Annotated in this window: 24 protein-coding genes; 15 read left to right on the top strand and 9 right to left on the bottom strand. The window is 69.2% G+C overall.

Annotated features, from left to right (window positions below; all coding sequences use genetic code 11):
• Positions 1–117: 117 nt before the first annotated feature.
• From MFF22_RS20600 to MFF22_RS20590, 3 genes are all read right to left on the bottom strand, one after another.
• Positions 118–558 (bottom strand): HPr kinase/phosphorylase, encoded by a 441-nt coding sequence (locus MFF22_RS20600; protein ID WP_238252073.1) that lies wholly within the window; start codon positions 556–558, stop codon positions 118–120.
• Positions 558–2309, bottom strand: coding sequence for a sensor histidine kinase (locus MFF22_RS20595; protein ID WP_238252329.1), 1752 nt, complete (start codon positions 2307–2309; stop codon positions 558–560). The genes MFF22_RS20600 and MFF22_RS20595 overlap by 1 nt, the downstream gene beginning before the upstream one ends.
• Positions 2310–2404: 95 nt before the next feature.
• Positions 2405–3115, bottom strand: coding sequence for a response regulator transcription factor (locus MFF22_RS20590; RefSeq protein WP_238252065.1), 711 nt, complete (start codon positions 3113–3115; stop codon positions 2405–2407).
• Positions 3116–3346: 231 nt separating this feature from the next.
• On the opposite strand from MFF22_RS20590, the gene MFF22_RS20585 reads away from it, so the two are divergent.
• From MFF22_RS20585 to lepA, 3 genes are all read left to right on the top strand, one after another.
• Positions 3347–4153 (top strand): HugZ family pyridoxamine 5'-phosphate oxidase, encoded by an 807-nt coding sequence (locus MFF22_RS20585; RefSeq protein WP_238252063.1) that lies wholly within the window; start codon positions 3347–3349, stop codon positions 4151–4153.
• A gap of 18 nt (positions 4154–4171) precedes the next feature.
• Complete coding sequence (locus MFF22_RS20580) at positions 4172–4408, top strand: hypothetical protein (protein ID WP_370877489.1); 237 nt, start codon at positions 4172–4174, stop codon at positions 4406–4408.
• Between the two features lie 208 nt (positions 4409–4616).
• A complete protein-coding gene (gene lepA, locus MFF22_RS20575) occupies positions 4617–6419 on the top strand; it encodes a translation elongation factor 4 (RefSeq protein ID WP_238252061.1) in 1803 nt (600 codons plus the stop codon).
• A 153-nt stretch (positions 6420–6572) separates the two neighbouring features.
• Here lepA and MFF22_RS20570 read toward each other — a convergent pair whose 3' ends face one another.
• The 3 genes from MFF22_RS20570 to MFF22_RS20560 form a co-directional block, all read right to left on the bottom strand.
• Positions 6573–6890, bottom strand: coding sequence for a c-type cytochrome (locus MFF22_RS20570; protein ID WP_238252328.1), 318 nt, complete (start codon positions 6888–6890; stop codon positions 6573–6575).
• Positions 6891–7098: 208 nt separating this feature from the next.
• Positions 7099–8367, bottom strand: a complete 1269-nt coding sequence (locus MFF22_RS20565; RefSeq protein WP_238252051.1) for a PQQ-dependent sugar dehydrogenase — start codon at positions 8365–8367, stop codon at positions 7099–7101.
• Positions 8368–8477: 110 nt separating this feature from the next.
• Positions 8478–8795, bottom strand: coding sequence for a hypothetical protein (locus MFF22_RS20560; protein WP_238252049.1), 318 nt, complete (start codon positions 8793–8795; stop codon positions 8478–8480).
• Positions 8796–9113: 318 nt separating this feature from the next.
• Between MFF22_RS20560 and MFF22_RS20555 the strand changes: the two genes are divergently transcribed.
• The 4 genes from MFF22_RS20555 (at position 9114) to MFF22_RS20540 (ending at position 12998) form a co-directional block, all read left to right on the top strand.
• Positions 9114–9746 carry a 2OG-Fe(II) oxygenase gene (locus MFF22_RS20555; protein ID WP_238252047.1) on the top strand — a complete coding sequence of 211 codons (633 nt, stop codon included), beginning with the start codon at positions 9114–9116 and terminating at the stop codon, positions 9744–9746.
• A gap of 193 nt (positions 9747–9939) precedes the next feature.
• Entirely contained in the window at positions 9940–10506 is a 567-nt protein-coding gene (locus MFF22_RS20550) for a peptidase inhibitor family I36 protein (RefSeq protein ID WP_238252045.1), read from the top strand.
• A gap of 126 nt (positions 10507–10632) precedes the next feature.
• Positions 10633–12027, top strand: coding sequence for an MFS transporter (locus MFF22_RS20545; protein WP_238252042.1), 1395 nt, complete (start codon positions 10633–10635; stop codon positions 12025–12027).
• Between the two features lie 176 nt (positions 12028–12203).
• Positions 12204–12998 carry an SDR family NAD(P)-dependent oxidoreductase gene (locus tag MFF22_RS20540; RefSeq protein WP_238252040.1) on the top strand — a complete coding sequence of 265 codons (795 nt, stop codon included), beginning with the start codon at positions 12204–12206 and terminating at the stop codon, positions 12996–12998.
• A gap of 64 nt (positions 12999–13062) precedes the next feature.
• Here the strand turns inward: MFF22_RS20540 and MFF22_RS20535 are convergent, their stop codons facing one another.
• Positions 13063–13419 carry an SWIB/MDM2 domain-containing protein gene (locus MFF22_RS20535; protein WP_238252039.1) on the bottom strand — a complete coding sequence of 119 codons (357 nt, stop codon included), beginning with the start codon at positions 13417–13419 and terminating at the stop codon, positions 13063–13065.
• Between the two features lie 414 nt (positions 13420–13833).
• On the opposite strand from MFF22_RS20535, the gene MFF22_RS20530 reads away from it, so the two are divergent.
• Together MFF22_RS20530 and MFF22_RS20525 are read left to right on the top strand one after the other, a co-directional pair.
• On the top strand, positions 13834–14310 hold the full coding sequence (locus MFF22_RS20530) for a DUF2721 domain-containing protein (RefSeq protein ID WP_370877503.1): 477 nt from the start codon (positions 13834–13836) through the stop codon (positions 14308–14310).
• 100 nt (positions 14311–14410) lie between these two features.
• Positions 14411–14845: a PRC-barrel domain-containing protein gene (locus tag MFF22_RS20525; protein WP_238252020.1), complete on the top strand. Its 435-nt coding sequence runs from the start codon at positions 14411–14413 to the stop codon at positions 14843–14845.
• A 10-nt stretch (positions 14846–14855) separates the two neighbouring features.
• On the opposite strand, the gene MFF22_RS20520 is transcribed toward MFF22_RS20525, so the two are convergent.
• Positions 14856–15254 carry a hypothetical protein gene (locus tag MFF22_RS20520; RefSeq protein WP_238252018.1) on the bottom strand — a complete coding sequence of 133 codons (399 nt, stop codon included), beginning with the start codon at positions 15252–15254 and terminating at the stop codon, positions 14856–14858.
• Between the two features lie 279 nt (positions 15255–15533).
• On the opposite strand from MFF22_RS20520, the gene MFF22_RS20515 reads away from it, so the two are divergent.
• The 6 genes from MFF22_RS20515 to MFF22_RS20490 all read left to right on the top strand — a co-directional run bounded on the left by MFF22_RS20515 (position 15534) and on the right by MFF22_RS20490 (position 23504).
• The gene (locus MFF22_RS20515; RefSeq protein ID WP_370877488.1) at positions 15534–16304 is read left to right on the top strand and encodes a PRC-barrel domain-containing protein; all 771 of its coding nucleotides are present in this window, start codon (positions 15534–15536) and stop codon (positions 16302–16304) included.
• Positions 16301–17752: an MFS transporter gene (locus MFF22_RS20510; protein ID WP_238252015.1), complete on the top strand. Its 1452-nt coding sequence runs from the start codon at positions 16301–16303 to the stop codon at positions 17750–17752. Before MFF22_RS20515 ends, MFF22_RS20510 begins: the two co-directional genes overlap by 4 nt.
• Positions 17753–17966: 214 nt before the next feature.
• Positions 17967–19736, top strand: a complete 1770-nt coding sequence (locus MFF22_RS20505; RefSeq protein WP_238252324.1) for an ABC transporter ATP-binding protein — start codon at positions 17967–17969, stop codon at positions 19734–19736.
• Positions 19737–19880: 144 nt separating this feature from the next.
• A complete protein-coding gene (locus tag MFF22_RS20500) occupies positions 19881–20810 on the top strand; it encodes a glutaminase (protein ID WP_238252013.1) in 930 nt (309 codons plus the stop codon).
• Positions 20811–21007: 197 nt separating this feature from the next.
• Positions 21008–22408 (top strand): MFS transporter, encoded by a 1401-nt coding sequence (locus tag MFF22_RS20495; RefSeq protein WP_238252011.1) that lies wholly within the window; start codon positions 21008–21010, stop codon positions 22406–22408.
• An 82-nt stretch (positions 22409–22490) separates the two neighbouring features.
• On the top strand, positions 22491–23504 hold the full coding sequence (locus tag MFF22_RS20490; RefSeq protein ID WP_238252009.1) for an adenosine kinase: 1014 nt from the start codon (positions 22491–22493) through the stop codon (positions 23502–23504).
• Between the two features lie 234 nt (positions 23505–23738).
• On the opposite strand, the gene MFF22_RS20485 is transcribed toward MFF22_RS20490, so the two are convergent.
• Entirely contained in the window at positions 23739–24713 is a 975-nt protein-coding gene (locus MFF22_RS20485; protein WP_238252008.1) for an NADPH:quinone oxidoreductase family protein, read from the bottom strand.
• Positions 24714–24976: the final 263 nt, after the last annotated feature.

Genomic DNA, 24976 nt, shown 5'->3' with positions numbered 1-24976 from the left:
CACAAGGCGATCGCGACTCTTTGCCCGCACATTTCGCGAATCATGCCACGGGCCGCTGTTGAGCGCTACGGCCTGCAATGATCTGAAATGAAACGATGGGCGTGTGCGGCTGCGAAGTCACGCTTCCCTCCGTCGGAGGGCGGCGCAGACGAGCAAGGGCGCGAGTCCCGCCGTCCGGACGCTCCGGTCGAGCACGAGGCAGGGCAGAGTCATCCCCAGGATTCGTGCATCCTCCGGTGGATCCGGCAGCCGGGGCGCCGTGTCCACGAGGTCGATCGCCAGGGCAAGGGCCGCCTCGGGCCGGGTCGGGAGGCCGAGATCGCGCACCGTGAGCAGGCCCTGCCCGCGGATTTCCACGCGGCCGGCCTCGCCGGGATGGGGGCGGGCGATGAGGCGCCCCGCCTCCACCGCGACGCGGACCCGGTCGTCCGCCACGAGGGCGGCCCCCGTCCGGTCCGCCAGCTGGAGCGCCAGGGTCGACTTGCCCGATCCGGACGGGCCGCGAATCAGTACGCCCGCGTCGCCGAGGGCGACGCAGGCGGCATGAAGGCTCTCCATCAGGCCGCGTGCTGCGACAGCTGCCGGGACGCGGCCGGCAGGCGGACGATGAAGCGGGCTCCGCGGACGGTGGGCTCGCCGTCCTCGTTGGGGGCGCCCGGCCGATTCTCGGCGCGAATCGTGCCCCGGTGCGCCTGGACGATCTGCCGGGAGATCGACAGGCCGAGGCCGGAATTCTGGCCGAACCCCTGCTCTGGACGGTCGGTGTAGAAGCGCTCGAAGATCCGCTCCAGGGCGTGTTCGGGAATGCCCGGCCCCTCGTCCTCGCAGACCAGCTCGATCTCGTTGCGCACCCGGCGCAGGGCGATTCGCACCTTGGCGTCAGAGGGCGAGAACGAGCGGGCGTTGTCGAGGAGGTTGTTCACCACCTGCCCGAGGCGGCTGTCATGGCCGATGATGGCGTAGGCGCCTTCGGGGTCGTTCGGATCGAGGTCGAGCTGGATCAGGCAGTCCTTGGGGCGCCGCCGCTCGTTCGCCACCGAGACGACCGTGGAGAGCAATTTCTTGAGGTCGACCCGGCGGGCCTCGGCCCGGGCCAGCTCGGCATCGAGGCGCGAGGCGTCGGCGATGTCGCTGATCAGCCGGTCGAGGCGCTTCACGTCGTGCTGGATGATCGCCATCAGCCGGCCGCGGGACTCGTCGCTCTTGGCCAGGGGCAGGGTCTCGACGGCGCTGCGCAGGGAGGTCAGCGGGTTCTTCAACTCGTGGCTGACGTCGGCGGCGAAGTTCTCGATGGCGTCGATCCGCCGGTAGAGGGCCTGGGTCATGTCCCGCAGGGCGCCGGACAGGTGGCCGATCTCGTCGGTCCGCTCGGTGAAGTCGGGGATCTCTTCCCGGGTCTTGATGCCCATGCGGACCTTCTCGGCGGCCTCGGCCAGCCGCCGCACCGGGCCGGCGATGGCCCCGGCCAGCAGGAAGGACAGCACCACCATCACCACGGCGGCGATCAGGAAGACCTGGAACAGCCCGAATCGCTCCGAGGCGATCACGCGGTCGATGGCGTCGCCCTGGGTCGAGATCAGCAGCGCCCCGCGGACGGCCCCGGCCTTGTGGATCGGCACCGCCACGGAGACCGTGGTTTCGCCGAGCGCGTTCCGGCGCACGAGGCTGCCCCGGGCGCCGTTGAGCGCGGCCTGCACCTCACGGAGGGAATGGCCGTTGACCGGGCCGGCCTCCTCCTGCGGCGCCGAGCGCCCGAACAGGCCGGTGAGTTTGGCGTGGACCGTATCGAAGGCGGATTCGAGCAGGCCCGCCTTGTGGGGGCGCGCGGTGGCGAGGTCCGCCGCCGGGTCCGGGCGGGACGCGTCGCCCCGCTTGAACAGGGTGCGGGTGTCGAACAGCAGGCCGCCTTCCTGGTCGTAGACCCGGGCGCGGTTGCCGGTGGGCGTCACGAGGCGGGCCAGGAGCGGCGCCACCCGCTCGGGGTTCAGGGAGAAGGCCAGGGACTGGGCCACCTCATCCCCCTCGCCGGCCTGTTGCTGGAGCAGCTTGTCGGGGTCGATGCGGATCGTGTCCGGATCCACCGAGGCCGAGGCGGCGATGGCGCCCGCGATGATCTCGCCCTGGATGGCGAGGCTCTGGACCCGGGCCTGGATCAGCCCCTGACGGAACTGGTTGAGGTAGAGGAAGCCCACGAGCAGGGCGATGAGCCCGACGAGGTTCAGGACGACGATGCGCCGGGTCAGGCTGGACGAGGCCCGCTGGCCGATCCCATCCCACAGGGCCCGGGGCAGGCGCAGGGGATAGGACAGGGCCTGGCCGAGCGAAGGGCGCGGGGACGCGTCGTCGGCGGGGGAGGCGGAGGCGTTGGGTTGCGACACGGTCGAGGGATCCGTCCTGCTCGGGATCACGCCTCCTTGAACCGGTAGCCGACGCCATAGAGCGTCTCGATCATGTCGAAGCTCTGGTCGGTCGCCTTGAACTTCTTGCGCAGGCGCTTGATGTGGCTGTCGATGGTGCGGTCATCGACATAGACCTGATCGTCGTAGGCCGCATCCATCAGGGCGTTGCGGCTCTTCACCACCCCGGGGCGGTGAGCGAGGGCCTGGAGGATCAGGAACTCGGTGACAGTGAGCGTCACCGCCTCGCCTTTCCAGGTGCAGGTGTGGCGCTCCGGGTCCATCATCAGGGCGCCGCGCTCCAGGGAGCGGGCCGCGGCCTCGGCTTCGCCCCGGGGCGGGGCGCCGGGGGCCTCCTTGGCGAAGCGGCGCAGCACCGCCTTCACCCGCTCCACCAGCAACCGCTGGGAGAACGGCTTATGAATGAAGTCGTCGGCGCCCATCTTGAGGCCGAACAGCTCGTCGATCTCCTCGTCCTTCGATGTCAGGAAGATCACCGGAAGGTCCGATTTCTGGCGCAGCCTCCGCAGCAGCTCCATCCCGTCCATGCGCGGCATCTTGATGTCGAAGATGGCGAGGTCGGGGGGGGAATGGCGCAACCCGTCCAGGGCCGAGGCCCCGTCGGTGTAGGTCTGGATCCGGTAGCCTTCCGTCTCCAGAGCGATCGACACGGAGGTCAGGATATTCCGGTCGTCGTCGACGAGGGCAATGGTCGGCATGCGCGGGTCCCTGGCTGAACGGGATAAGGCGCAGCCGCCGGAAGGCGACCGCGTCTCACCCGGCCCCATCGGGGCTGGCTTGGTGGGCGCGGGGGGCATTCCGCCGCGGAAAGCGGTTCCCGCTCGCGCCTAAGGGGTTTGGTGCTTTAATATGATCCCCAGGAAAAAGCGAGCGGCGGTCATAGCTTGGCCGTAATCCTCAGGATCGCTTTGCGGGACAGGAGCTTGCGCATGGCTGAGACGGGCAGCGTTCCGGAGGGAGCCCGCGGGCCGGCGAGGCCTCTCCCGGCGGCGGAGGCGCCCTTCGATGCGGTGGGGCTCGCGCGGATGCTCCTGCGCACCATCCGCTCCGGCGCCCTGGCGACCATCGACGGCGAGGGCATGCCCTTCGCCTCCCTTGTCACCATCGCCACGTATGTGGACGGCACGCCGTTGATGCTGCTGTCCCGCCTCTCGGCCCATACCCGCAACCTGCTCGCGGCCCCCCGCTGCTCCCTGCTGTTCAGCCAGGGCGGAAAGGGCGACCCCCTGGCCCACCCCCGGCTCACGGTGAACGGCCGGGCGGCACAGACCGGCGAAGCCCGGGCCCGGGAGCGGTTCCTCGCCCGCCATCCCAAGGCGAAGCTCTACGCCGACTTCCCGGACTTCGCCTTTTTCGCCCTGGTGCCGGAGGCGGGGCATCTCAACGGGGGCTTCGCGAAGGCGGCGACCCTGACACCGTCCGAGCTTCTCCTCGACCTCACGGGCAGGGAGGCAATCGTGGCCGGCGAGGCCGGCGCCGTCGCCCATATGAACGCCGACCACACCGATGCCCTGAGCCTTTACGCCGCGGCGGCAGGCGAGCCCGGCGCGTCCTGGCGCCTCAGCGGGCTCGATCCCGAGGGGATGGACCTGATGGCCGGCGACCGGACCGCCAGGGTTCTCTATCCCGAACCGGTCTCGGACATGGGCAGCCTGCGCAAGAGCCTCGTTGCCATGGCCGCGCAGGTGCGCTCAAGCGGGGAGGGTAGCCCCGCAAAGGATTCAACCGGCGTGTGACAGGAATGCATTGCCGGGATGGCAAACGGCATCGAAACACCCCATATGGGCAGCATGAACGATACGCATTCCGACACCTTTCCCTTCAGCCTCGAGGTTCATCCGGTCGGCGAGAGCGGCGCTCTCTACCAGTGGAGCATCCGCAAGCACGGCAAGCTCCACCAGCGCTCGGACCGGAAGCATCCCACCGAGGCCAAGGCCCGCTCCCATGGCGAGGCCGAGATCGAGCGGCTGATCCGCGACCGCGGGCGGTAAGCTCGGCCTGAGCGATACGAAGCCGCCCGGCCGCCCGCCGGGCGGTTTTGTTTTGCGCCATCCCCCCCTGACCGCCTCTCGCTCCGTCCGGCGCTCGACGCTGTGGCGCCGCACTGCTATCTCGCAGGCGCCCGGCCGACGCCTTGGCCCGGCCCCCGCGATCTGACGGCATGCGCCCCTGTCGGCCGCGCGCCCGAACGGAACATCGATGACCGCCCCGATCGACACCATCCGCAACTTCTCGATCGTCGCCCATATCGACCACGGGAAATCGACGCTGGCCGACCGCCTGATCCAGGCCACGGGCACCGTCGCGCTCCGCGACATGAGCGAGCAGATGCTCGACTCCATGGACATCGAGAAGGAGCGCGGCATCACCATCAAGGCGCAGACCGTGCGCCTGGAATACCCGGCCAAGGACGGCCGGACCTACATCCTCAACCTGATGGACACGCCCGGCCACGTGGACTTCGCCTACGAGGTCTCGCGCTCGCTCGCCGCCTGCGAAGGCTCGCTCCTCGTGGTGGACGCGTCCCAGGGCGTCGAGGCACAGACGCTGGCCAACGTCTATCAGGCGCTCGACGCCAATCACGAGATCGTGCCCGTCCTCAACAAGGTCGACCTGCCCGCCGCCGAGCCGGACCGGGTGAAGGAGCAGATCGAGGAGGTGATCGGCCTCGACGCCTCGGAGGCGGTGCCGATTTCCGCGAAGACGGGTCTCAATATCGACCTCGTGCTGGAGGCTATCGTCACCAAGCTGCCGGCGCCGAAGGGCGACCCGGCCGCGCCCCTCAAGGCCCTCCTCGTGGACAGCTGGTACGATGCCTATCTCGGCGTCGTCGTGCTGGTGCGCATCGTTGACGGCGTGCTCAAGAAGGGCATGACCATCCGCATGATGGGCGCCGACGCAGTCTATGGTGTCGATCGGATCGGCGTGTTCCGCCCGAAGATGTCCGAGATCGATGCGCTCGGCCCGGGCGAGGTCGGCTTCTTCACCGGCTCGATCAAGGAGGTGGCCGACACCCGCGTCGGCGACACCATCACCGAGGACAAGCGCCAGACCACGGGCATGCTGCCGGGCTTCAAGGAAGTGCAGGCGGTGGTGTTCTGCGGCCTGTTCCCGGTGGACGCGGCCGAGTTCGAGAACCTCCGCTCGGCCATGGGCAAGCTCCGGCTGAACGACGCCTCGTTCTCCTACGAGATGGAGAGTTCGGCGGCGCTGGGCTTCGGCTTCCGCTGCGGCTTCCTCGGCCTGCTGCACCTGGAGATCATCCAGGAGCGACTGGAGCGCGAGTTCAACCTCGACCTGATCTCCACCGCCCCCTCCGTGGTCTACCGCCTGCAGATGCGCGACGGGACCACCAAGGAGCTGCACAACCCGGCCGACATGCCGGATGTGATGAAGATCGAGACCATCGAGGAGCCGTGGATCCGCGCCACGATCCTGACGCCGGACGAATACCTCGGCGGCGTGCTCAAGCTCTGCCAGGACCGGCGGGGCGTCCAGATCGACCTCAACTACGTCGGCAAGCGCGCCATGGTCATCTACGACCTGCCGCTCAACGAGGTGGTGTTCGATTTCTACGACCGGCTGAAGTCGATCTCGAAGGGCTACGCCTCGTTCGACTACCACGTGTCGGACTACCGCGAGGGCGACCTCGTGAAGATGTCGCTGCTCGTCAACGCCGAGCCGGTGGACGCCCTGTCGATGCTGGTCCACCGGACCCGGGCCGAAAGCCGCGGCCGGGCCATGTGCGAGAAGCTGAAGGACCTGATCCCCCGCCACCTATTCCAGATCCCGGTCCAGGCGGCGATCGGCGGCAAGATCATCGCCCGCGAGACGATCCGGGCGCTCTCCAAGGACGTGACCGCCAAGTGCTACGGCGGCGACATCTCGCGCAAGCGCAAGCTCCTCGACAAGCAGAAAGAGGGCAAGAAGAAGATGCGCCAGTTCGGCCGGGTGGAGATCCCGCAGGAAGCCTTCATCGCCGCGCTCAAGATGGACGATTGAGGACGGCCGCACGTCCTCCTCTCGTTCCCGCCCTTGCGAGCGCCAACCCCGTCTTTGCGAGCGGAGCGAAGCAATCCAGGGAGGCGCTTCGTTCTGAGGCGTCCCGCTGCCCTGGATTGCTTCGCGGTGCTCGCAATGAGACGGCGGGGGCGGTTATCCCGGCGGCAGCACGTCGATCTGGATGCCGCTGTAATACGCCGCGAGGTTCGCGATATCCGCGTCCGTCAGTTCCTTCGCGACGACGTTCATGATCTCGTTCTGCCGCTTGCCGTCACGGTAATCGGTGAGTTGCTTGACGAGATAAGGCTCGACCTGGCCCGCAAGGTTCGGCGCTTCGGGCAGCTTCGAGAGGCCGTCCATTCCGTGACAGGTCTGGCAGGCGGTCGCGCGCTTCTTGCCCGCGGCAGCGTCGCCGGCCTGGGCCGAGAGCGGGACAAGGGTTGCGACGAGGATGAGGATCAGGCGGGTCATCGGCACGGGCATAAGTGTCCTGAGGGTCTTCCAACCCTCGACCTCATAATGAGGTGCCGCGTCAGCGGCCTCGAAGGAGGGCTCCAGAAAGCGCGGCGATCCCTGGATGCCTCCTTCGAGGCGGCTTCGCCGCACCTCAAGATGAGGGGGAGGATGGGTGGCACGTGAACGGGACCCCTCCCGTGAGAGGGGCCCCATCCCGAAAAACCTACTTCTCGTAGGAGATCCGGTAGATCGCCCCGGCGGAATCGTCCGAGACCAGCAGGGAGCCATCGAGCAGCACCGCCACGTCCACCGGGCGGCCGAGATACTCGCCGTCCCCAGTGAGCCAGCCCTCCGCGAACGGCTTGACCGATTCGACCTTCCCGTCCGCCCCGAGCTTGGCGAACATCACCCGGGCGCCGATCGGCTGAGTGCGGTTCCACGAACCGTGCTCGGCGATGAAGATGCCGCCCTTGTACGAATCGGGAAACATCTTGCCGTTGTAGAAGGTCATGCCGAGATCGGCGGCATGGGGCGGCAGCTCGGCCACAGGCGGCACCACGCCGGCCGGGGGCGTCTCGTCCTTGTACTCGACGGTGCGCACCGCGCCGCCGCCGAACCACGGGAAGCCGAAATTCTCACCCGCCTTGGTGGCGTGGTTCAATTCGCCCGGCGGCTTGTCGTCGCCCATGCCGTCGACTTGGTTGTCGGTGAACCACAGGCTCTTGTCGGTGGAGAAGTCCATTCCGACCGAGTTGCGGATGCCGGTGGCGTAGACTTCCCGGTTCTTGCCGTCGGCATCCATGCGGATGATCCCGCCGATGCCCTGCTTCCGGTACATGTCCATCTTGTCGGCGGGGGGCACGTTGTAGGGCTGGCCCAGCGCGATGTAGGTCTTGCCGTCCGGCCCGACGCGACACACGCGGGCGGTGTGGTTGAAGCTCTCCTCGGAGGCCGGGATCAGCGCGCCCTGCTTCACCAGCACGCCCGCCGCCACGTCCGGGTTCTCGTAGAAGAACTCCGCCGCCGGGAAGGCCAGGACGCGATTCTGTTCCACGACGGTCAGCACGCCGTCCCGGGAGAAGCAGACGCCGTTGGGAATCTTGAAGTCGATGCCCGGGGCGAAGACCTTCACCTCGTCGGCGACCCGGTCCTTGTCCCGGTCGGTCACCGTGTAGACCTTCGACTTGCGGGTGCCGACGAACACCACGCCGGCATTCGGCCCCACCGCAAGGGCGCGGGCATCGGGCACGACCGCGTAGAGGGCGATCTTGAACCCGTCCGGCAGCTTCACTTTGGCAAGGTTCTTGGTGATGGCGTCGGCCCGGCGGCCGGTCTGCGGGATTTCCGGGGCGGCCTGGGTGTTGGTGCTGTGGAAGCCTTCGAGCTTCTCCAGGTCGTCCGTCTTGGCCTTGGTGTCGGCCGGGGGCGCACCTTGCGCCAGGGCGGGTATGGCCACGCCCGCGAGGAGCGTGGCGGCGATCAGCATACGCATCGAGCAGTCTCTCCCGGTCCGCCCTGTCATCCGGCGGTGCAGCGATAGGATAGATCGCGGCTTATTGGGCACAAGGGAGTCGCGTGACGGGAATCTCCCTTCGTCCGTGCTTACCAGTTCCATTCCTCAAAGCCGGGCTCCCGGCACCGGTAGCCGATCGGGCATTGCGGGTTGTCCCGGGTGGGGACGAAGCGCAGCTCCGAGATCTCCGAAAGCTCGCACTGGTTGCGGTCCCGCACGAGGCGCTCGGGCGAGGGGCCGGCGGCGATCATGATGTCGCCCTCGCGCTGAACCAGGGCCATCGCCTCGGCACAGGTCATCCTAGCCGTCATGGAGCCCCGGGGCGGGCGAGGCTCGGCACGCGCCGTCGTCCAGGCCACGCCTGCGGCGAGGAGGGGGAGTAGCAGAACGAGGACCAACGGCCTCATCGCGGATTGAACCGGATCCTGGTTACGCACGTCCCGCGTGGGAGCGCAGGCGCCCTTATCCTGCACGGGCCGGTGCCCCAGGACTGTCACCGGAATGCGCCACCCCCACCCCTTTCGCCGCCGGGCTGCCGCAATCCAGGGTAAAAACCACCCACACGGGCAGGTTGCCCCTAACAATTCGTGAACACCTTTTGCTTGCGAGCGGGGACGGTCGCATGGTTCCCGTGTCATCCTGGCCCGTCCGGCTGGGGGGCTCCGATAGAGCGGCCGGGACCACGTTGCCGAGACCACCTTGTGTGAAGCCCAGGGAAACCAGCGATGTCGGCTCTCTCGATTCTCGACGTTGACGCGATTCGGGCCGCTCCAGTCTCGCGGGAGCCGTATCCCTACACGCTGGGAAGCGGTGTCCTGAACCGGGAGGCGATCGAGGAGATCCGCCGGGATTTCCCGGAGATCGGCAAGCCCGGCTACCTCACCGTGGACGAGGTTGCGTTGCAGGGCCGGTTCAAGGCCCTGATCGACGAATTGGAGAGCGATGAGTTCTCCCGCATCCTGGGCGAGAAGTTCGGGGTCGATCTCGTCTCTTGTCCGCGCCTCACCACCATCATGAAGCGCAGCCAGCTGAAATACGGCGCCATCCACACCGACGGGCCGTCGAAGGTGCTGACCCTCCTCGTCTACATGAACGACGCCTGGGATGCCCCGGCCGCTGGGCGGCTGCGGGTTCTCTACGACGGGAAGAACTTCGAGCCCTTCGCCGTCGAGGTTCCACCGACCATGGGGACCATGTTCGCCTTCCTCCGGGCCGACAATTCCTGGCATGGCCATGAGCCGTTCGAGGGCGAGCGCAGGGTGGTGCAAGTCGCCTGGATCAAGGACGCGTCGGAACTGGAGCGCAAGCGCAAGCGCAACCGGACCGCCCAGTTCCTGAAGGGCATCTTCGGGCGCTGACGCCGTGGAGGCCGCGCTGGATAGGGGCGATTGGAAGGACGAGTTCTCCCCCACGGCCTTCTCCGCACCGCTCCCGTCCAGGGAGGGTGAGCGCAACGCCCTTGTCCCGGTCCCAGTCCCGCCACCACCCCCGCCTCCGGTCCCCCCCGCTGGGAGGGACCGGAGGCGGCATCTGATCCCGGCCCTACTCGTCGTGGGCTGGGGAGGGCTTTTCGCCTATTGCGCCGCCTACCTGCGGGAGGATCTGCCGTTCCGGCCCCAGTCGCAGGCCGAGGCCGCGCGCCGGGGGGAGGATCCACCGCGGAAGGTCGTCGTGCTTCCGGACCTTCCGGTCGATCCGCCGCCGGCGGCCCAGAAGTCCGGTGAGGACGCGCCCCCGTCCGCCGCCCCGGCAATGGTGCCTGTGCCACCCGCGGTCGCCGCCCTGCCGGCCTCCCCGAGCCCGAGGAAGGTCGCGCCGGCCGTCGCGGAGTATGTCGGCACATGGGGGCCCACGCCGGCCGCCTGCCTGAGCCCGACCCGCCGCCGGGGCTATCTCCCCGCCACCATCACCGCCGACCGGGCCAGGGCCGGGCGGACCATCTGTACCTTCCACGACGGGCATCGCACCGGGAATACGTGGCTGATGGCGGCGGAGTGCAGCGACCGGGGGCGGCGCTGGTCGTCCCAGGTCCGCCTCCTCGTCGAGGGCGACCGCCTGACCTGGACCAGCAGCCGTGGCGCCGCCACCTATGTCCGCTGCGGCCGCAGGGCCGGTTAAGCCACGCCGCGCCGTGACATAGGACACAAGCGCCCCCTCGACGCTGCGCCACGGCTGCGCGACAGGGACAGTCCGGTGCCGGCCCGGTCCGCACCGTCTTTCCCCCTCTCCCCAGGAGCAGGCAACATGGCTGAGATCGCGGCCGACTCCGCCGCGGCCCCGCCGCAGGATGGTATCCCGCCCCGCGAGCGGATGCTGGCCATGGCCGGGCTCAGCCTCGCCATGACCATGGCCGTCCTGGACGGGGCAATCGTCAACGTCGCGTTGCCGGTCCTCGCCAAGGATCTCTCGGTCAAGCCCGCCGACGCGATCTTCGTGGTCAACGCCTACCAAGTGGCCGTCACCGCGAGCCTCCTGCCCTTCGCCTCGCTGGGCGACATCTTCGGGTTCCGGCGGGTCTACCTGCCGGGGCTGGCGGTGTTCGTCGGGGCCTCCCTCTGCTGCGCCCTGGCCCCGACCCTGTCCCTGCTCATCGCCGCCCGGATCGTCCAGGGGCTGGGGGCGGCGGCGATCATGAGCGTGAACATTGGCTTCGTGCGCTTCATCTACCCTCACCGGATCATCGGTCAGGGCGTGGCCAACGTCGCCCTCGTCGTGGCGGTGGCGTCGGCGGCGGGGCCCACCGTGGCCGCCGCGATCCTTTCGGTGGCGGATTGGCCGTGGCTGTTCCTCGTCAACGTGCCCGTGGGCCTGTTGGCACTCACCGTCGCCTCACGCACCCTGCCGGCCACCCCCGAGAGCCGAAGGCCCTTCGACGCGGTGAGTGCCCTCCTCAACGCCCTCACCTTCGGCCTTCTGATCATCGGCATCGACCGGCTCGGTGATCCGGACGGGGTGAGGGTGGGTACGGCCGAGATCGCTGCGGCCCTCGTCTTCGGCACGGTCTTCGTCCGGCGCCAGATCCGCCTGCCGGCGCCGCTCCTGCCGGTGGATCTCCTGCGGATCCGCGCCTTCGCCCTGTCGATGGCGACCTCCGTCTGCGCCTTCTCCGCGCAGATGGCCTCCTACGTGGCGCTGCCCTTCTACTTCCAGGACGTGCTCCACCTGTCGAGCACGCAGACCGGGTTCCTGCTGACCCCCTGGCCCATCGCCGTGGCGGTGATGGCGCCGATTTCCGGCCGGCTGGCGGACCGTTACCCGCCGGGGCTCCTTGGCGGGGCGGGCCTCGCGGTCCTGGCCCTGGGCCTCGCCCTCGTGGCGGCCCTGCCGGCTGAGGCATCGGTGATCGACATCGTCTGGCGCCTGACCCTCTGCGGGCTCGGCTTCGGCCTGTTCCAGTCCCCGAACAACCGGGTCATCGTGACGTCGGCCCCCCGGGAGCGGAGCGGCGGCGCCAGCGGCATGCAATCGACGGCCCGGCTCACGGGGCAGTCCCTCGGGGCGGCCCTCGTCGCGGTGCTGTTCGGGCTGACCCACGGCCTCGGACCCGCGCGGGCGGTGACCCTGTCCCTGTCTTGCGCGGTGATGCTCGCCGCCATCGGCGCCTGCGCCAGCGTCCTGCGGCGGCAGCAGAAGGGTTAGCCGGGGCGGGGGCGAAGGCGAGTGACGTCCTCGTCGCGCCCACCCTGACAGGGGCGGCCGGCTGTCGGCGCAGACCGCACAACGCCCCGGGGATGCGTTAAGGATCTGGGGATCGCCGCCGGCCGCCTACGAGCCGCCGGCCGGCTCACCGTCATCACCGTGAAGGAAGGTCTGCCATGAACCTCGATCTCAGCGGACGGAAGGCCCTGGTCACCGGCTCGACCGGCGGCATCGGCTACGCAATCGCCAAGGCGCTTTGCGATCTCGGTGCGGAGGTAGGAATCAACGGCCGCACGACTGAGCGGGTCGATGCGGCCCTGGCGCGCCTCCGGGGCGAGGCGAGCGCCGGCAGGGCCTTCGCGGCGGTGGGGGACGTCTCCGATGCCGCCGGAGCCGAGGCTCTCGCTGCGGCTCATCCCGCCATCGACATCCTCGTGAACAACACCGGCATCTTCGAGCCGAAGCCGTTCTTCGACATCCCGGATGCCGACTGGCAGCGCTTCTTCGACGTAAACGTGATGAGCGGCGTGCGTCTGTCGAGGGCCTACACGCCCGGCATGGTCGAGCGCGGCTGGGGCCGGGTCATCTTCATCTCCAGCGAATCCGCCCTCAACGTCCCGACGGAGATGGTCCATTACGGGATGACGAAGACGGCGCAGCTCTCCATCGCCCGGGGGCTCGCCCAGACGGTCGCTGGAAGCGGCGTCACGGTGAACAGCGTCCTGCCCGGTCCGACCCTGTCGGAGGGTGTGGAGACTTTCCTCAAGCAGATGGCAGGGGGCGAGACCGGCGATGTCGAGGAACTCGGCCGCCAGTTCGTCACACAGCACCGGCCGACATCGCTGATCCGGCGCTTGGCCAAGGTGGAGGAGGTGGCCAGCCTCGTCGCATATCTCTGCAGCCCGGCCGCCAGTGCGACGACCGGTGCGGCCATGCGGGTCGATGGCGGCGTCCTGCAATATCTTGCGTGAGCCGCCCGCACCTTTCGAAACCGCCGCGACCGGCCGTCAGGCCGGTCCGGCCGGTTGAGGATGCTCAGGCCTTCAGGTGGGCGGCGAGGTGCTTGTTCATCTCGAACATGGAGCACTTGTCCTTGCCGAAGACCTTCTTGAGCTTGTCGTCGGCGACGATTTCGCGCTTGTTCTCGGGGTTCTGCAGGTTGTGCTTCTTGATGTAGTCCCACACCTTGCTGACAACCTCGCCCCGGGGCAGGGGGCTGGTGCCGACGATGGCGCCGAGCTCGGCCGAGGGCTTCAGCGGCTGCTGAAGGGCGTTCGGCTTCGCGGCCGTCGCCTTCGCGGCTGGCTTGGCGGTTTTGGCGGGGGCGGACTCGGAAGCAGCCTTCGTGGTCTTGGCCGCCTTCGGCGCAGCCTTCTCCGTCTTCGTCGCCATCAATATCCTCCGATGCTTGGACCGCACCGGGGCGAACCTCGCCCCGCGTCGCGACAGCATAGCAGCTTCAACTAAGCAGTGGGGCGCCCGTTCCAAGGGGAAATCGGACGCTAACTGCCTCAATCCACAGGGCGCAACGGCCTTCGGTTCGCCCGGCACCGATGCGCTTTCAGAATCTTATCGCATAGGTTGGGATATGAAACATTATCGTAACCTCGATTTGCAAGTACCGGTGACATGTTCGCACCGATCTTCTCACTCGCACTCACACTTTCGGTTGCGTTGGTCGTCGGTTTGGCGGCCGGAACCCGCGCCGGGGGCGTTTGCGCCGACGCGACGGGCCGCGGCCTCGTCTGAGCCGGGCGTCGCGCTCTTCCGACCGTTCCGCCCGCAGGGCGATTCGGCGTGAGCGGTCTGGCCCTTCCGGCGAGCCTCGAGGGCACGGCCCATGTGGTGCAGCTCGCCCTGACCCCGGTCTTCCTCCTGACCGGCGTGGCGACCCTCCTCAACGTATTCGCCACACGCCTCGCCCGGGTGGCCGATCAAGCCGACCGGGTCTCCGGTCAGGTCGCGGGAGCAAGCGAGGCCGAGCGGGCCGCCCTGGTCCGCCGGCTCACGCGCCTGCGCCGCCGATCCCTCTCCCTCGACGCGGCGGTGATCCTCGCGGCAACGGGCGGCGTAGCGACCTGCGGCGCGGTGCTCACGCTCTTCGTCGGCGCCCTGCGTGCGGCGGCGGTGGCCGGGTTGCTGTTCGGGCTCTTCGGGGCAGCGATCCTCTGCACCCTGTGCGCCCTCGTCGTGTTCGGGGTCGAGATGCTGATGGCGAGCCGCGCCGTGCGCGACCGCCTCGCGGAGCAGGATCCGTCCCCCGATCCGTCGGCGGAGACCTGAGTCCCCGGGCCGGCTTGGAACCCCCGGCCCCGTGCACTCGTACTCTTCCTGACGCCCCGACGCGCGAAAGGGGGCGGCGCAGAGTGCTGGAGGAGGGGCCATGCCCACGGATCTGCCGACCGAACGTGCCGTCAGGAAGCCGGGCACGATGGAACTCGATCCCGGCGCGGAGGGCATCGCCCTTGACGAGACGGCGCGTCTGATCGCCTCGAACAAGGTCGAGGGGACCGCCGTCTACGACAGCACCGGCCAACACCTGGGCTCGGTGTACAATTTCATGGTCGACAAGGTGTCGGGACAGGTCGCCTATGCCGTCCTGGCGTTCGGCGGCTTCCTCGGCCTTGGCGAGAACCACCACCCGTTGCCGTGGCGGGCGCTGCGGTACAGCACGGACCTCGGCGGCTACGTGGTGGACATCGATCCGGGCGTCCTGTCCGGCGCGCCGAGCCACGGGCCCGGCGAGGACAGCTTCGCCGACCCGGACTACAAGAAGCGCCTCGACGACTTCTACGGCACCCGGTTCGCGCCGGCCTGACGGCGCAGGCTCAGAACTTGCCGCCGAGGCCGACGCTGCCGCCTGGGGTGAGGGCAGGGGCCATGGAGCTGGAGCCGCCGCCGCTCTGGGCGTCGCTGCCTTCGAGGTCCTCGCGGCGGATGCGCCGCTCGCCCGCATCGCTGCTGCGGGCCGAGGCCCCCGCCGTCCGCGGGATGTCGAGGGAACGGGTCGGCTGGGTCTGCAGCGGGCGCCCCTCGTCGTCGACGCTCGCCGTCCGGGCGGACCGGTTGGGGATCGCGTTCCGCATGGAGGGAGGAAGGCCGACGTCCGTCTCCGGCATCACGCCCGTGGTTCCGCCAAGCGCCTGGCAGCCAGCCAGACCACCCGCGGCGAGGGCGACGGCGAGAACCAGGGCAGGGATGCCTGCCGATGACGGAGTCCTGGACATAGACGGTTCCTCGTGCCGGCCGTGCAAGGACGGCCGGACCGGTTGTTTCCCCGCCTGTACGCTGGGGTTGCGGCGAAAAACAGACACTTGGCCGGGGCTGCGTGTCGCGGCAGTGGCCTAGGATGGCTCCGGCGGCTCGGAACTTGCGCCCTGTTGCCCCCAGCCCACAGACCTGATCGTAACTTCGCCCAGGTCGGACGGTAGCTCCAGGCAGCTGCGCCGGGTACGGGTGGCACAGGGCTTCCACCCCGCCCCCATTGGATTCACAGAGGACGACGCGTGCGTACTACCAGTCGGATGATCGCGGCCCTGGCGCTCGCCCTGGGGGCGACGGGAGCCGTGGCCCAGTCGCCGCCCGGCGGCGAGGGCGGTTCCGGCGCGGGCGCGTCTTCCCCGCCCGGCAGCCCCCCGGCGGCAAGCCCTTCGCCGGCCAGTCCCCCGCCGGCCAGTCCCCCGCCGGCCACACTGGCTCCTGCGTCTCCCCCGGTTGCCGCGCCTGCACCGGCTCCGGCGGCTGGGACACCCCCGCAGCAGGGGACGCCCGCGACGGTCCTCGACACCTCGGACTACGAGAGCCTGCTCGGCCGCAGCGTCCGCAGCGCGGGCGGGGACGAACTCGGCCGCGTCATCGACGTGATCATCGACAAGGAAGGCCATCCCCGGGCGGCCATCATCGATTTCGGCGGGTTCCTCGGTGTCGGCACCCGGAAGATCGCCGTGGACTGGCGGGCCCTGCGCTTCACCTCCGATGGGAAGGAGCGGCGGCTCTCCGTCGCCCTGACCCGCAACCAAGTCCGCGTCTCGCCGGAGTACAAGTCCGGAGAGCCCATCGTCGTGCTCGGCCCGGCGAGCGGCGCTCCGGCCGAGGGTGGCGAGCAGGCTGGGCAGCCTCCGCTGCCCCCCGGCTCCGCCCCCATCCAGCCTGCCGGGCAGGCCGCAGCACCGCCGAGTCCGCCGCCCGGCGCCGCGGCCCCCGTCTCCCCGGCCACCCCGGCTGTCCCCCCATCCCCGCCCCAGGCGTCCGCGCCGGAAAAGGCTCCGGATAAATGACGGTGGCCCGATTGAAGGCACGGCCCCACGCTTCAGCGCCTCCCGGCCCGGTTCGCGACCGCGATCCGATCCGCCAGGAAGGCCGGCAGGAGGCCCGGAAGGAATTCCGGGCCGACGCGAAGCCGCGCATCGCGCCGGTGGCGGAAACGGTCTCCACTCAGGCCGCCGGTTCGCCGCCGGACTCGTCCGCGGATGCGGGGACGGTCCGAACGGCCGCGGGTGATCCCGTGTCCGTCGGCAGCCGCCGCGGTCTGGACGCCTTCGCGTTCTTCGTGGCCAACCTTCAGACCGGTTTCGGGCCGTTCCTCGCCGTGTATTTCTCTCAGGCGAAGTGGACCCAGTCCGATATCGGCTTCGCCCTGACGGTGGGCAGCCTCGTGGGCCTGCTCGGGCAGGTGCCGGGGGGCGCCTTCGTGGATGCGTCCCGCTCCAAGCGCTTCGCCGCGGGTGTCGCCGTCGTGTCCGTGGCCGCCAGCGCCCTGGCACTCGCCGTCTGGCCGAGCTTCCTCGTCGTGCTCCTGGCGATGGCGGCCCACTCGGCGGCGAGCTGCGTGCTGACCCCGGCACTCGCCGCCATCAGCATCGGCCTCGTCGGCCATGCCAGGGCCGGCGAGCGGCTCGGGCGCAACGCGAGCTTCCAGGCGTTGGGGAACGCCATCGCCGCCGCCGGAATGGGCGCATGCGGCTACTATTTCTCGAACGGTGCCGTCTTCTACCTCACCGCGGCTCTGGGCGTGCCGGCCGTGATGGCCCTCTCGCGAATCCGCGCCGACGAGATCGACGCCACCGCGCGGGTCGAGGCCGGCCAGGCAGCTGAGGCTGGGGCGGAGGGCCGGGGCGGCTTCCGCGCGCTCCTGGCCAATCGCGGCCTGATGAGCTTCGGCGCCTGCATGCTGCTGTTCTTCCTCGCCAACGCGGCGATGATGCCCCTCGTCGGCAGCGTCCTCACCCTCCGGGCCAGTGAGACGGCGACTGCCCTGGTGGCAGCCTGCATCATGGTTCCGCAGGCGGTGCTTGCCCTTTGCGCACCGGCGGTCGGGCGCGCCACCGAGCGGTTCGGGCGCTACCCGGTCCTCCTTGTCGGCTTCGCGGCGCTGCCGCTGCGGGGCCTGCTGCTCGCCTCCACCACGAACCCTTACGGCCTGGTGGCGATCCAGGTGCTCGACGGCGTGTCCGCTTCCGTCCTGGGGGTGATGGTGCCCCTCGTCGTGTCGGATCTCACCCGCGGCACCGGACGGTTCAACCTCGCCCTCGGCGCGGTGGGGACGGCGATGGGAATCGGCGCTGCGCTCTCCACGTCGCTGGCGGGGGTCATGGCCGATCGCCTGGGCAGCCACAGCGCGTTCCTGGGGCTGGCCTTCGTCGGCTTCGCCGCCTTCATGCTCGTCGCCCTCATCATGCCGGAGACCCGGCGGGCGCGGACTCAGGAGGCCGCCGAGGCAGCATGATGGGCGGCATAACCCGGGCGGCACCGCTTTCGCTTTGTATGCCCGCCATCAAGCTCTGTTCAGCTTGGGACGCTAAAAGCGCTCACGCCGGAAAGTGACGCTGCAACGTATGGCAACGCTGGTGCGTTGGCGCTACGGGACGGACTTGCCTTTGATACCGCATGCTCGCACGGCTCGAGCCGGCCGGTGGCGCGAGAACGGGATGGTCGCCACGATGGAAGAACTCCACCGATACGCCGAACGGCCCTTCGCCTTCGTCGGACGGTACCTACGCCGTCGCTGGCTGCCGCATCTGGTCATCCTGGTCTCGGTGCTCGGCGCGGTGGGCTTCTCGGTGTCGACCGATTACGCCCTGAAGGGCGTGGTCGATGCGCTGACGAAGGGGCCGGGTCCGAACAATACCGGGATCTGGAGCGCGCTCACGGTCCTCATCATCTTCATCGCCGTGGACAACCTGCTCTGGCGCGTAGCCGCCCTGACGGGGGCCTTCACCTTCGTCGGCGTGACGGGCGACATCCGCCGCGACCTGTTCCGGCACATGACCGGCCACTCGCCCACCTTCTTCTCCGACCGGCAGCCCGGCACCCTGGCGAGCCGCATCACCGCGACCTCGAACGCGATCTTCACGGTCGAGAACATGTTCGTGTTCAACGTGATGCCGCCGACGGTGGCTGCGTTCGGCTCCATCGCCTACATCTCGTCCGTCAGCCTCACGATGGCGGGGATCCTGGCCGCCATCTTCGCGGCCGTGGTCGTGCTGATGTTCAAGATGGCGTCCGCCGGCAAGCCCCTGCACCACGACTTCGCCGCCAAGGCCGCCAGCGTCGACGGCGAGATGGTCGATCTCGTAGGCAACATGTCCCTGGTGCGCGCCTTCTCGGCGGTCGAGCGGGAGGGCGTTCGCTTCCAGGGCACCATCGCCACGGAGATGCGGGCCCGGCGTTCGTCCCTGCTGTATCTGGAGAAGCTGCGGATCGTGCACGCGATCCTCACCGTGCTGGCGATCCTCGGCCTCCTGTACTGGTCGATCCGCCTGTGGGAGGCCGGTCAGGCGACGAACGGACAGGTGGTCCTCGTCTGCACCCTCGGCATCCGCATCCTGGCGGCCACCCGCGACCTCGCCGTGGCGCTCGTCGATGCCACGCAGCATACCGCCCGCCTCGCCGAGGCGCTCCACACCCTGCTGCAGCCCCACGACCTCGTGGACCATCCCGAGGCTCAGCCCCTGGCCGGCCAGGGCGCCAAGATCGAGTTCGAGCACGTGGCCTTCCACTATCCGGACGGGCGCAGCGTGTTCACCGATTTCGACCTGACCATCGAGCCCGGCCAACGGGTCGGCCTCGTGGGTAAGTCGGGCGGGGGCAAGTCGACCCTGTTCTCCCTCATCCAGCGCTTCTACGACGTCCAGTCGGGGTCGATCCGCATCAACGGCCAGGATATCGACCGGGTCACCCTCGATTCCCTGCGCGAGGCCATCACCGTGGTCCCGCAGGACGTGTCGATGTTCCACCGCACCCTGCGGGAGAACATCCGCTACGGCCGGCCGGAGGCCACCGACGAGGAGGTCTGGCAAGCGGCCGAGGCGGCCCACTGCACCGACTTCATCAAGTCCCTGCCGGAGGGTTTCGACACCATCGTCGGCGACCGGGGCGTGAAGCTCTCGGGCGGCCAGCGCCAGCGCATCGCCATCGCCCGGGCGATCCTGAAGAACTCGCCGATCCTGCTCCTCGACGAGGCCACCTCGGCGCTGGATGCGGAATCCGAGCAGGCGATCCGCCACGCGCTGGCGAACCTAATGAAGGGGCGCACCGTCATCGCCATCGCCCACCGGCTCTCGACGCTTCAGGACTTCGACCGGATCGTGGTGCTGGAGGGCGGCCGGATCGCCCAGGACGGCGCGCCGGACAAGCTGACCCATCTCGACGGCTTCTTCCGCGAGCTGATGAAGAAGGAAAGCATGGGCACGGCCCTGGCCGCCGCGTGACGCGGGGCCCGGTCCTTGCGTAGAAGGACCGGGATCCCAAAGGGATCATCCCTTTGGTGGGGTTCGGGGCGAAGCCCCGATCGTCGCAGGGCCCCGCCCTGCACCCGCAAAAGGTCTCGGACCTTTTGAAACTTCGACTGGCCCATGCCCGACCTCGATACCGTCGTCCGTGAGATCTCGGAGGAGATGGCCGCGCGCACCGACCGCGGCACGGTGGCGGACTACATTCCCGAACTGGCCCATGTGGACCCGAACCGGTTCGGCATGGCCGTGATCGACGGCGACGGGCGGGTGAGTGCCGGCGGAGACAGCGAGGTGCTGTTCTCCATCCAGAGCATCTCCAAGGTGTTCACCCTCACCCTGGCGCTCGGCATGATCGGCGACCGCCTGTGGCGGCGGGTCGGGCGGGAGCCCTCCGGCAACCCGTTCAACTCGATCGTGCAATTGGAGCGGGAGCGCGGGGTGCCCCGCAACCCGTTCATCAATGCCGGCGCCATCGCCGTCACCGACGTGATCCTCTCCGGCCACGAGCCCCGGGAGGCCCTGGGCGAGATCCTGCGCTTCATGCAGTTCCTGGCCCAGGACCAGACCGTCTTCATCGACGAGAAGGTCGCGTCCTCGGAGCGGCGGACCGGCTTCAGGAACAGCGCGCTGGCCTACTACATGAAATCCTTCGGGGTGATCGAGAACCCGGTGGACTTCACCCTCGGCGTGTATTTCCACCACTGCGCCATCGCGATGAACTGCCGCCAGCTCGCCACGGCGGGGCAGTTCCTGGCCCATAACGGCCTCAACCCGGCCACCGGCTACAACGTCGTCACCGCTGAGCGGGCGCGGCGCATCAACGCCATCATGCTAACCTGCGGCCACTACGACGGCTCGGGGGAATTCGCCTACCGGGTCGGCCTGCCGGGCAAGAGCGGAGTGGGGGGCGGGATCTTCGCGGTCGCCCCGGGCAAGGCTTCGATCGCCGTCTGGTCCCCCGGCCTCGACGCGGCCGGCAACTCCCATCTCGGCCGGGTCGCCTTGGAGCGGCTCACCCAGCGCATGGGGTGGTCAGTGTTCGGGGTGTGAGGGGGCTTGCCCGGCGCCTGCCGAACCCCGTTGTCATTGCGAGGCGGAGCCGAAGCAATCCAGGGCGCGACTTATCCGGATGTGGTGGTGCCGACTGGATTGCTTCGCTGCGCTCGCAATGACGGGGGATGCGCGTGTCTTGCGCAGCCGCCCGTTCCGGGGCAAGCGGCGCCTCCGGCCTGAGGACGATCCCCAACATGACCACGAGCGCGGTTCCGCATCCGCAGCCCGATCCCGCGATGATCGTCGCCCGGCTCGACCGCCTGCCGGCGACGGGAACGGTCTGGCGCCTCGTGGCGCTGCTCGGCCTCGGCTTCTTCTTCGAACTCTACGATCTGCTGTTCACCGGTTATGTCGCGCCGGGCCTCGTGAAAGCTGGCATCCTCACGCCGACCACGCCGGGCCTGTTCGGGGCGACGGGGGTGGCAGGCTTCGTCGCCGCCCTGTTCACCGGGTTGTTCATCGGCACGGTCGCCTGCGGCTGGCTCGCCGACCGGTTCGGGCGGCGGACGATCTTCACGTGGTCGCTCCTGTCCTACACGGCGGCCAATGTCGTAATTGCCTTCCAGAACGAGGCGTTCGGCCTCAATCTCTGGCGCCTCATCGCCGGCATCGGCCTCGGGCTCGAGATGGTGACCATCGGCAGCTACCTCTCCGAGCTGGTGCCGAAGGGCATCCGCGGGCGGGCTTTCGCCCTGTGCCAGGCCATCGGTTTCTGCGCCGTGCCGGTCGTGGCCTTCCTGTCCTACCTGCTGATCCCGCTCTCGCCCCTCGGCCTAGACGGCTGGCGCTGGGTCGCGCTGATCGGCGCGTCGGCGGCGGTTCTCGTGTGGTGGATGCGTTCCGGCCTGCCCGAAAGTCCCCGCTGGCTCGTGGAGCGCGGCCGTTTCTCCGAGGCCGAGGCGGTGATGGCCCGACTGGAGGCGAAAGTTCAGATGGAATACGGCCGCCCCCTGCCGCCGCCTGGGCCGCCCCAGGCCGCCGAGCCGAAGGGCGCCTTCCGGGACATGTGGGTGCCGCCCTACCGCCGCCGGACCCTGATGATGGCCGGATTCAACGTGTTCCAGACCGTGGGTTTCTACGGTTTCGCGAACTGGGTGCCGACCCTGTTGATCGCACAGGGCATCACCGTTACGTCGAGCCTCGCCTACACGGCGCTGATCGCCGTCGCGGCGCCCGTCGGCCCGCTGATCGGGCTCGCCATCGCCGACCGGTTCGAGCGCAAGCACGTCATCGTGGCGGCGGCCTGCCTGTACATCGCCTGCGGACTGGCCTTCGCTCAGGTCAGGGACGTGACCGGCATCGTGGCGCTGGGCATCGGCCTGACCCTCGCCTCGAACGTCATGTCCTACAGCTTCCACGCCTACCAGGCGGAGCTGTTCCCCACCGGCATCCGGGCGCGGGCGGTCGGCTTCGTGTATTCCTGGAGCCGGTTTTCGGCGATCTTCACGGGCTTCGTCGTCGCCTTCGTGCTGCGGGAGTCGGGAACGTCGGGCGTGTTCCTGTTCATCTCCGCCGCCATGCTCGTCGCGGGTGGCCTCGTCGGCGTGCTCGGACCGCGGACCCGGGACGTCGCCCTGGAGGAGATCGCGGGGTGAGAACCGTGATCGCCGCCCGCGGCTTGATCCGTTTATCGACCGATGCCACAGCGGCTTTAACGTTTCGCAGCCGGACCGCCGCATGACCGCTTCCCTCGACCTCCTCGTCCTCGGCAACGCCATCGTCGACGTCATCGCACGGACCGACGACGCCTTTCTCGAACGGGAGGGAATGGCCAAGGGCGCGATGACCCTGATCGATGAGCCGCGGGCGGAAGCCCTATTCCAGGCCATGGGCCCGGCGACGATCGTCTCCGGCGGCTCCGGCGCCAACACCGCCGTCGGCGCGGCCATGCTCGGGGCCAGGACCGGCTTCGTCGGCCGGGTGCGGGACGACGAGCTCGGCCATCTCTTCCGCCACGACCTGAAGGCGACCGGCGTCGGCTTCGACGTGCCCGCCGCCGCCGACGGCCCGGCCACCGCCCGCTGCTTCGTCCTGGTGACGCCGGACGGCGAGCGGACCATGAGCACCTATCTCGGCGCCTGTCAGGGCCTCGGGCCGGACGACGTGCACAAGGACACGGTGGCCTCGGCCCGGGTCGTCTACCTGGAAGGCTACCTATGGGATCCGCCGGCCGCCAAGGACGCGTTCCGCAAGGCCGTCGAGATCGCCCACCGGGCCGGCAATGCCGTCGCGCTGACCCTGTCGGATGCGTTCTGCGTCGGCCGCTACCGGGACGAGTTCCTGGGCCTCATCCGCGACGGCAGCATCGATATCCTGTTCGCCAACCTCGGCGAGCTGAAGAGCCTGTACCAGACCGAGGACGAGGAAGCCGCCGTGGCGGCGCTGCGCGACGAGCGCAACGGCCGGGGCATGCACATGCTCGGCCTCGTCACCCGCTCGGAGAAGGGCGCCCTGGTGGTCCACGGCGGCCATGTCCGCGAGGTCGCGGCGAGTCCGGTGGCGCATGTCCTCGACACGACCGGGGCGGGAGACCTCTTCGCAGCCGGCTTCCTCGCGGGCCATGCCCGGGGCCTCGACCACCTCGCCAGCGCCCGCCTCGGCACAATCGCGGCGGCGGAGGTGATCCAGCACATCGGTGCGAGGCCGCAGGCGGATCTGATGATGCTGGCCCGGGAGCAGGGGCTGCTGTGAGCAATTCTCCGCCCCCTGTTCGCAGGGGGAGTCGAGACGTTGGTCCCTTCCTCCCCCCTCATCCTGAGGCGCCCGCGCCAGCGGGCCTCGAAGGAGGGTTCCAGGGAGCGCGGCGACTTCTTGAGCCTTCCTTCGAGGCGGCTGTCGCCGTACCTCAGGATGAGGACTGAGGGTAGGATCAGCCAGCGAATTGTGCAGCGATCCTCCCAAGACGCATGGAGGCGAGCGACAAACCTACACCCGCAGCAGCACCTTCCCCACGGCCTCCCGCCGGGTGAGCACCCCGAACGCCTCGGGGAAGGCCTCCAGCGGATAGACCCCGTGGACCTTGGCGCTGAGCTTGCCCTCCGCCACCCAGGCGAGCAACTGCGCTTGGTCGGCCCGGTGGGCTTGCGGATCACGCTCGGTGAAGGCGCCCCAGTGGACGCCCTGCACGTCGAGTTCCTTGAGCAGGATCAGGTTGAGGGGCAGCCGCGGGATCCCCCCCGCTGCGAAGCCGATCACGAGGTAGCGCCCGCGCCATGCCAGGGACCGCAGGGCCGGCTCCGCGAAGGCATCGCCCACCGCGTCGTAGACCACGTCGACGCCCGCGCCGCCGGTGATCCGGCGCAGGTCGTCCTTCAGGGTTTCGGGTGTGTAGACCAGCCCCTCGGCGGCCCCGTGGGCGCGGGCGGCGGCGACCTTGTCCTCGGAGGAGGCGCAAGCGATAACCTTTGCCCCCATCAGCGCCCCGAGTTCCACCGCCGCGAGGCCGACCCCGCCTGAGGCCCCGAGCACCGCGAGCCATTCGCCCTCGCGCAGCTTCGCGCGGTTGGCCAGCGCGTGGAGCGTGGTGCCGTAGGTGATGGTGAGGCCCGCGGCCTGCTCGTCCGGCACCCCCTCCGGCACGGGGGTGAGTTTCGTCGCGGCGATAGCGATCCGCTCGGCGCAGCAGCCGTAGCCAGCGTGGATCACCACCCGCTGGCCGACCGTGAGCCCGCTGACGCCCTCGCCCAGCGCCTCGACGACACCCACGCCCTCGCCCCCTGGCGAGAAGGGCAGGGGCGGCTTCACCTGATACTTCCCGGCGACGATCAGCGTGTCGAAGAAGTTGAGCGCGGCCAGGGTGACCCGCACAAGCGCTTGCCCCGGCCCGGCCTCGGGCTCCGGCCGCTCCACAATGGCGAGGGCGTCCGGTCCGTCGAGGGTCTGGCAGAGGAGGGCTCGCATCGTTTCGCTCCCGTGTTCTTATTCGGCGCCTTCGCCACAACTCATGAAGGTTGCGCTTCCGTAGACTGCTTCACGCCTCACTCAAAGGCGTCTCCGCCATTGCGAACGGAGTGAAGCAATCCAGGGTAGCGGGACGTCTCCGACCATGGCGCGTCCCTAGATTGCTTCGCTTTGCTCGCAATGACGGAGAGGTTGCGGAGGTTGGTGCATCTCTGTGGACACCCAAATTTTCGTCTTTTCGAGCGCAGCGAAGCAATCCAGGG

The sequence above is a fragment of the Methylobacterium persicinum genome, assembly GCF_022179525.1.
Taxonomy (GTDB): domain Bacteria; phylum Pseudomonadota; class Alphaproteobacteria; order Rhizobiales; family Beijerinckiaceae; genus Methylobacterium; species Methylobacterium persicinum.
The sequence above is the reverse complement of the archived record's forward strand: the minus strand, read 5'-3'. Positions and strand labels throughout refer to the sequence as shown.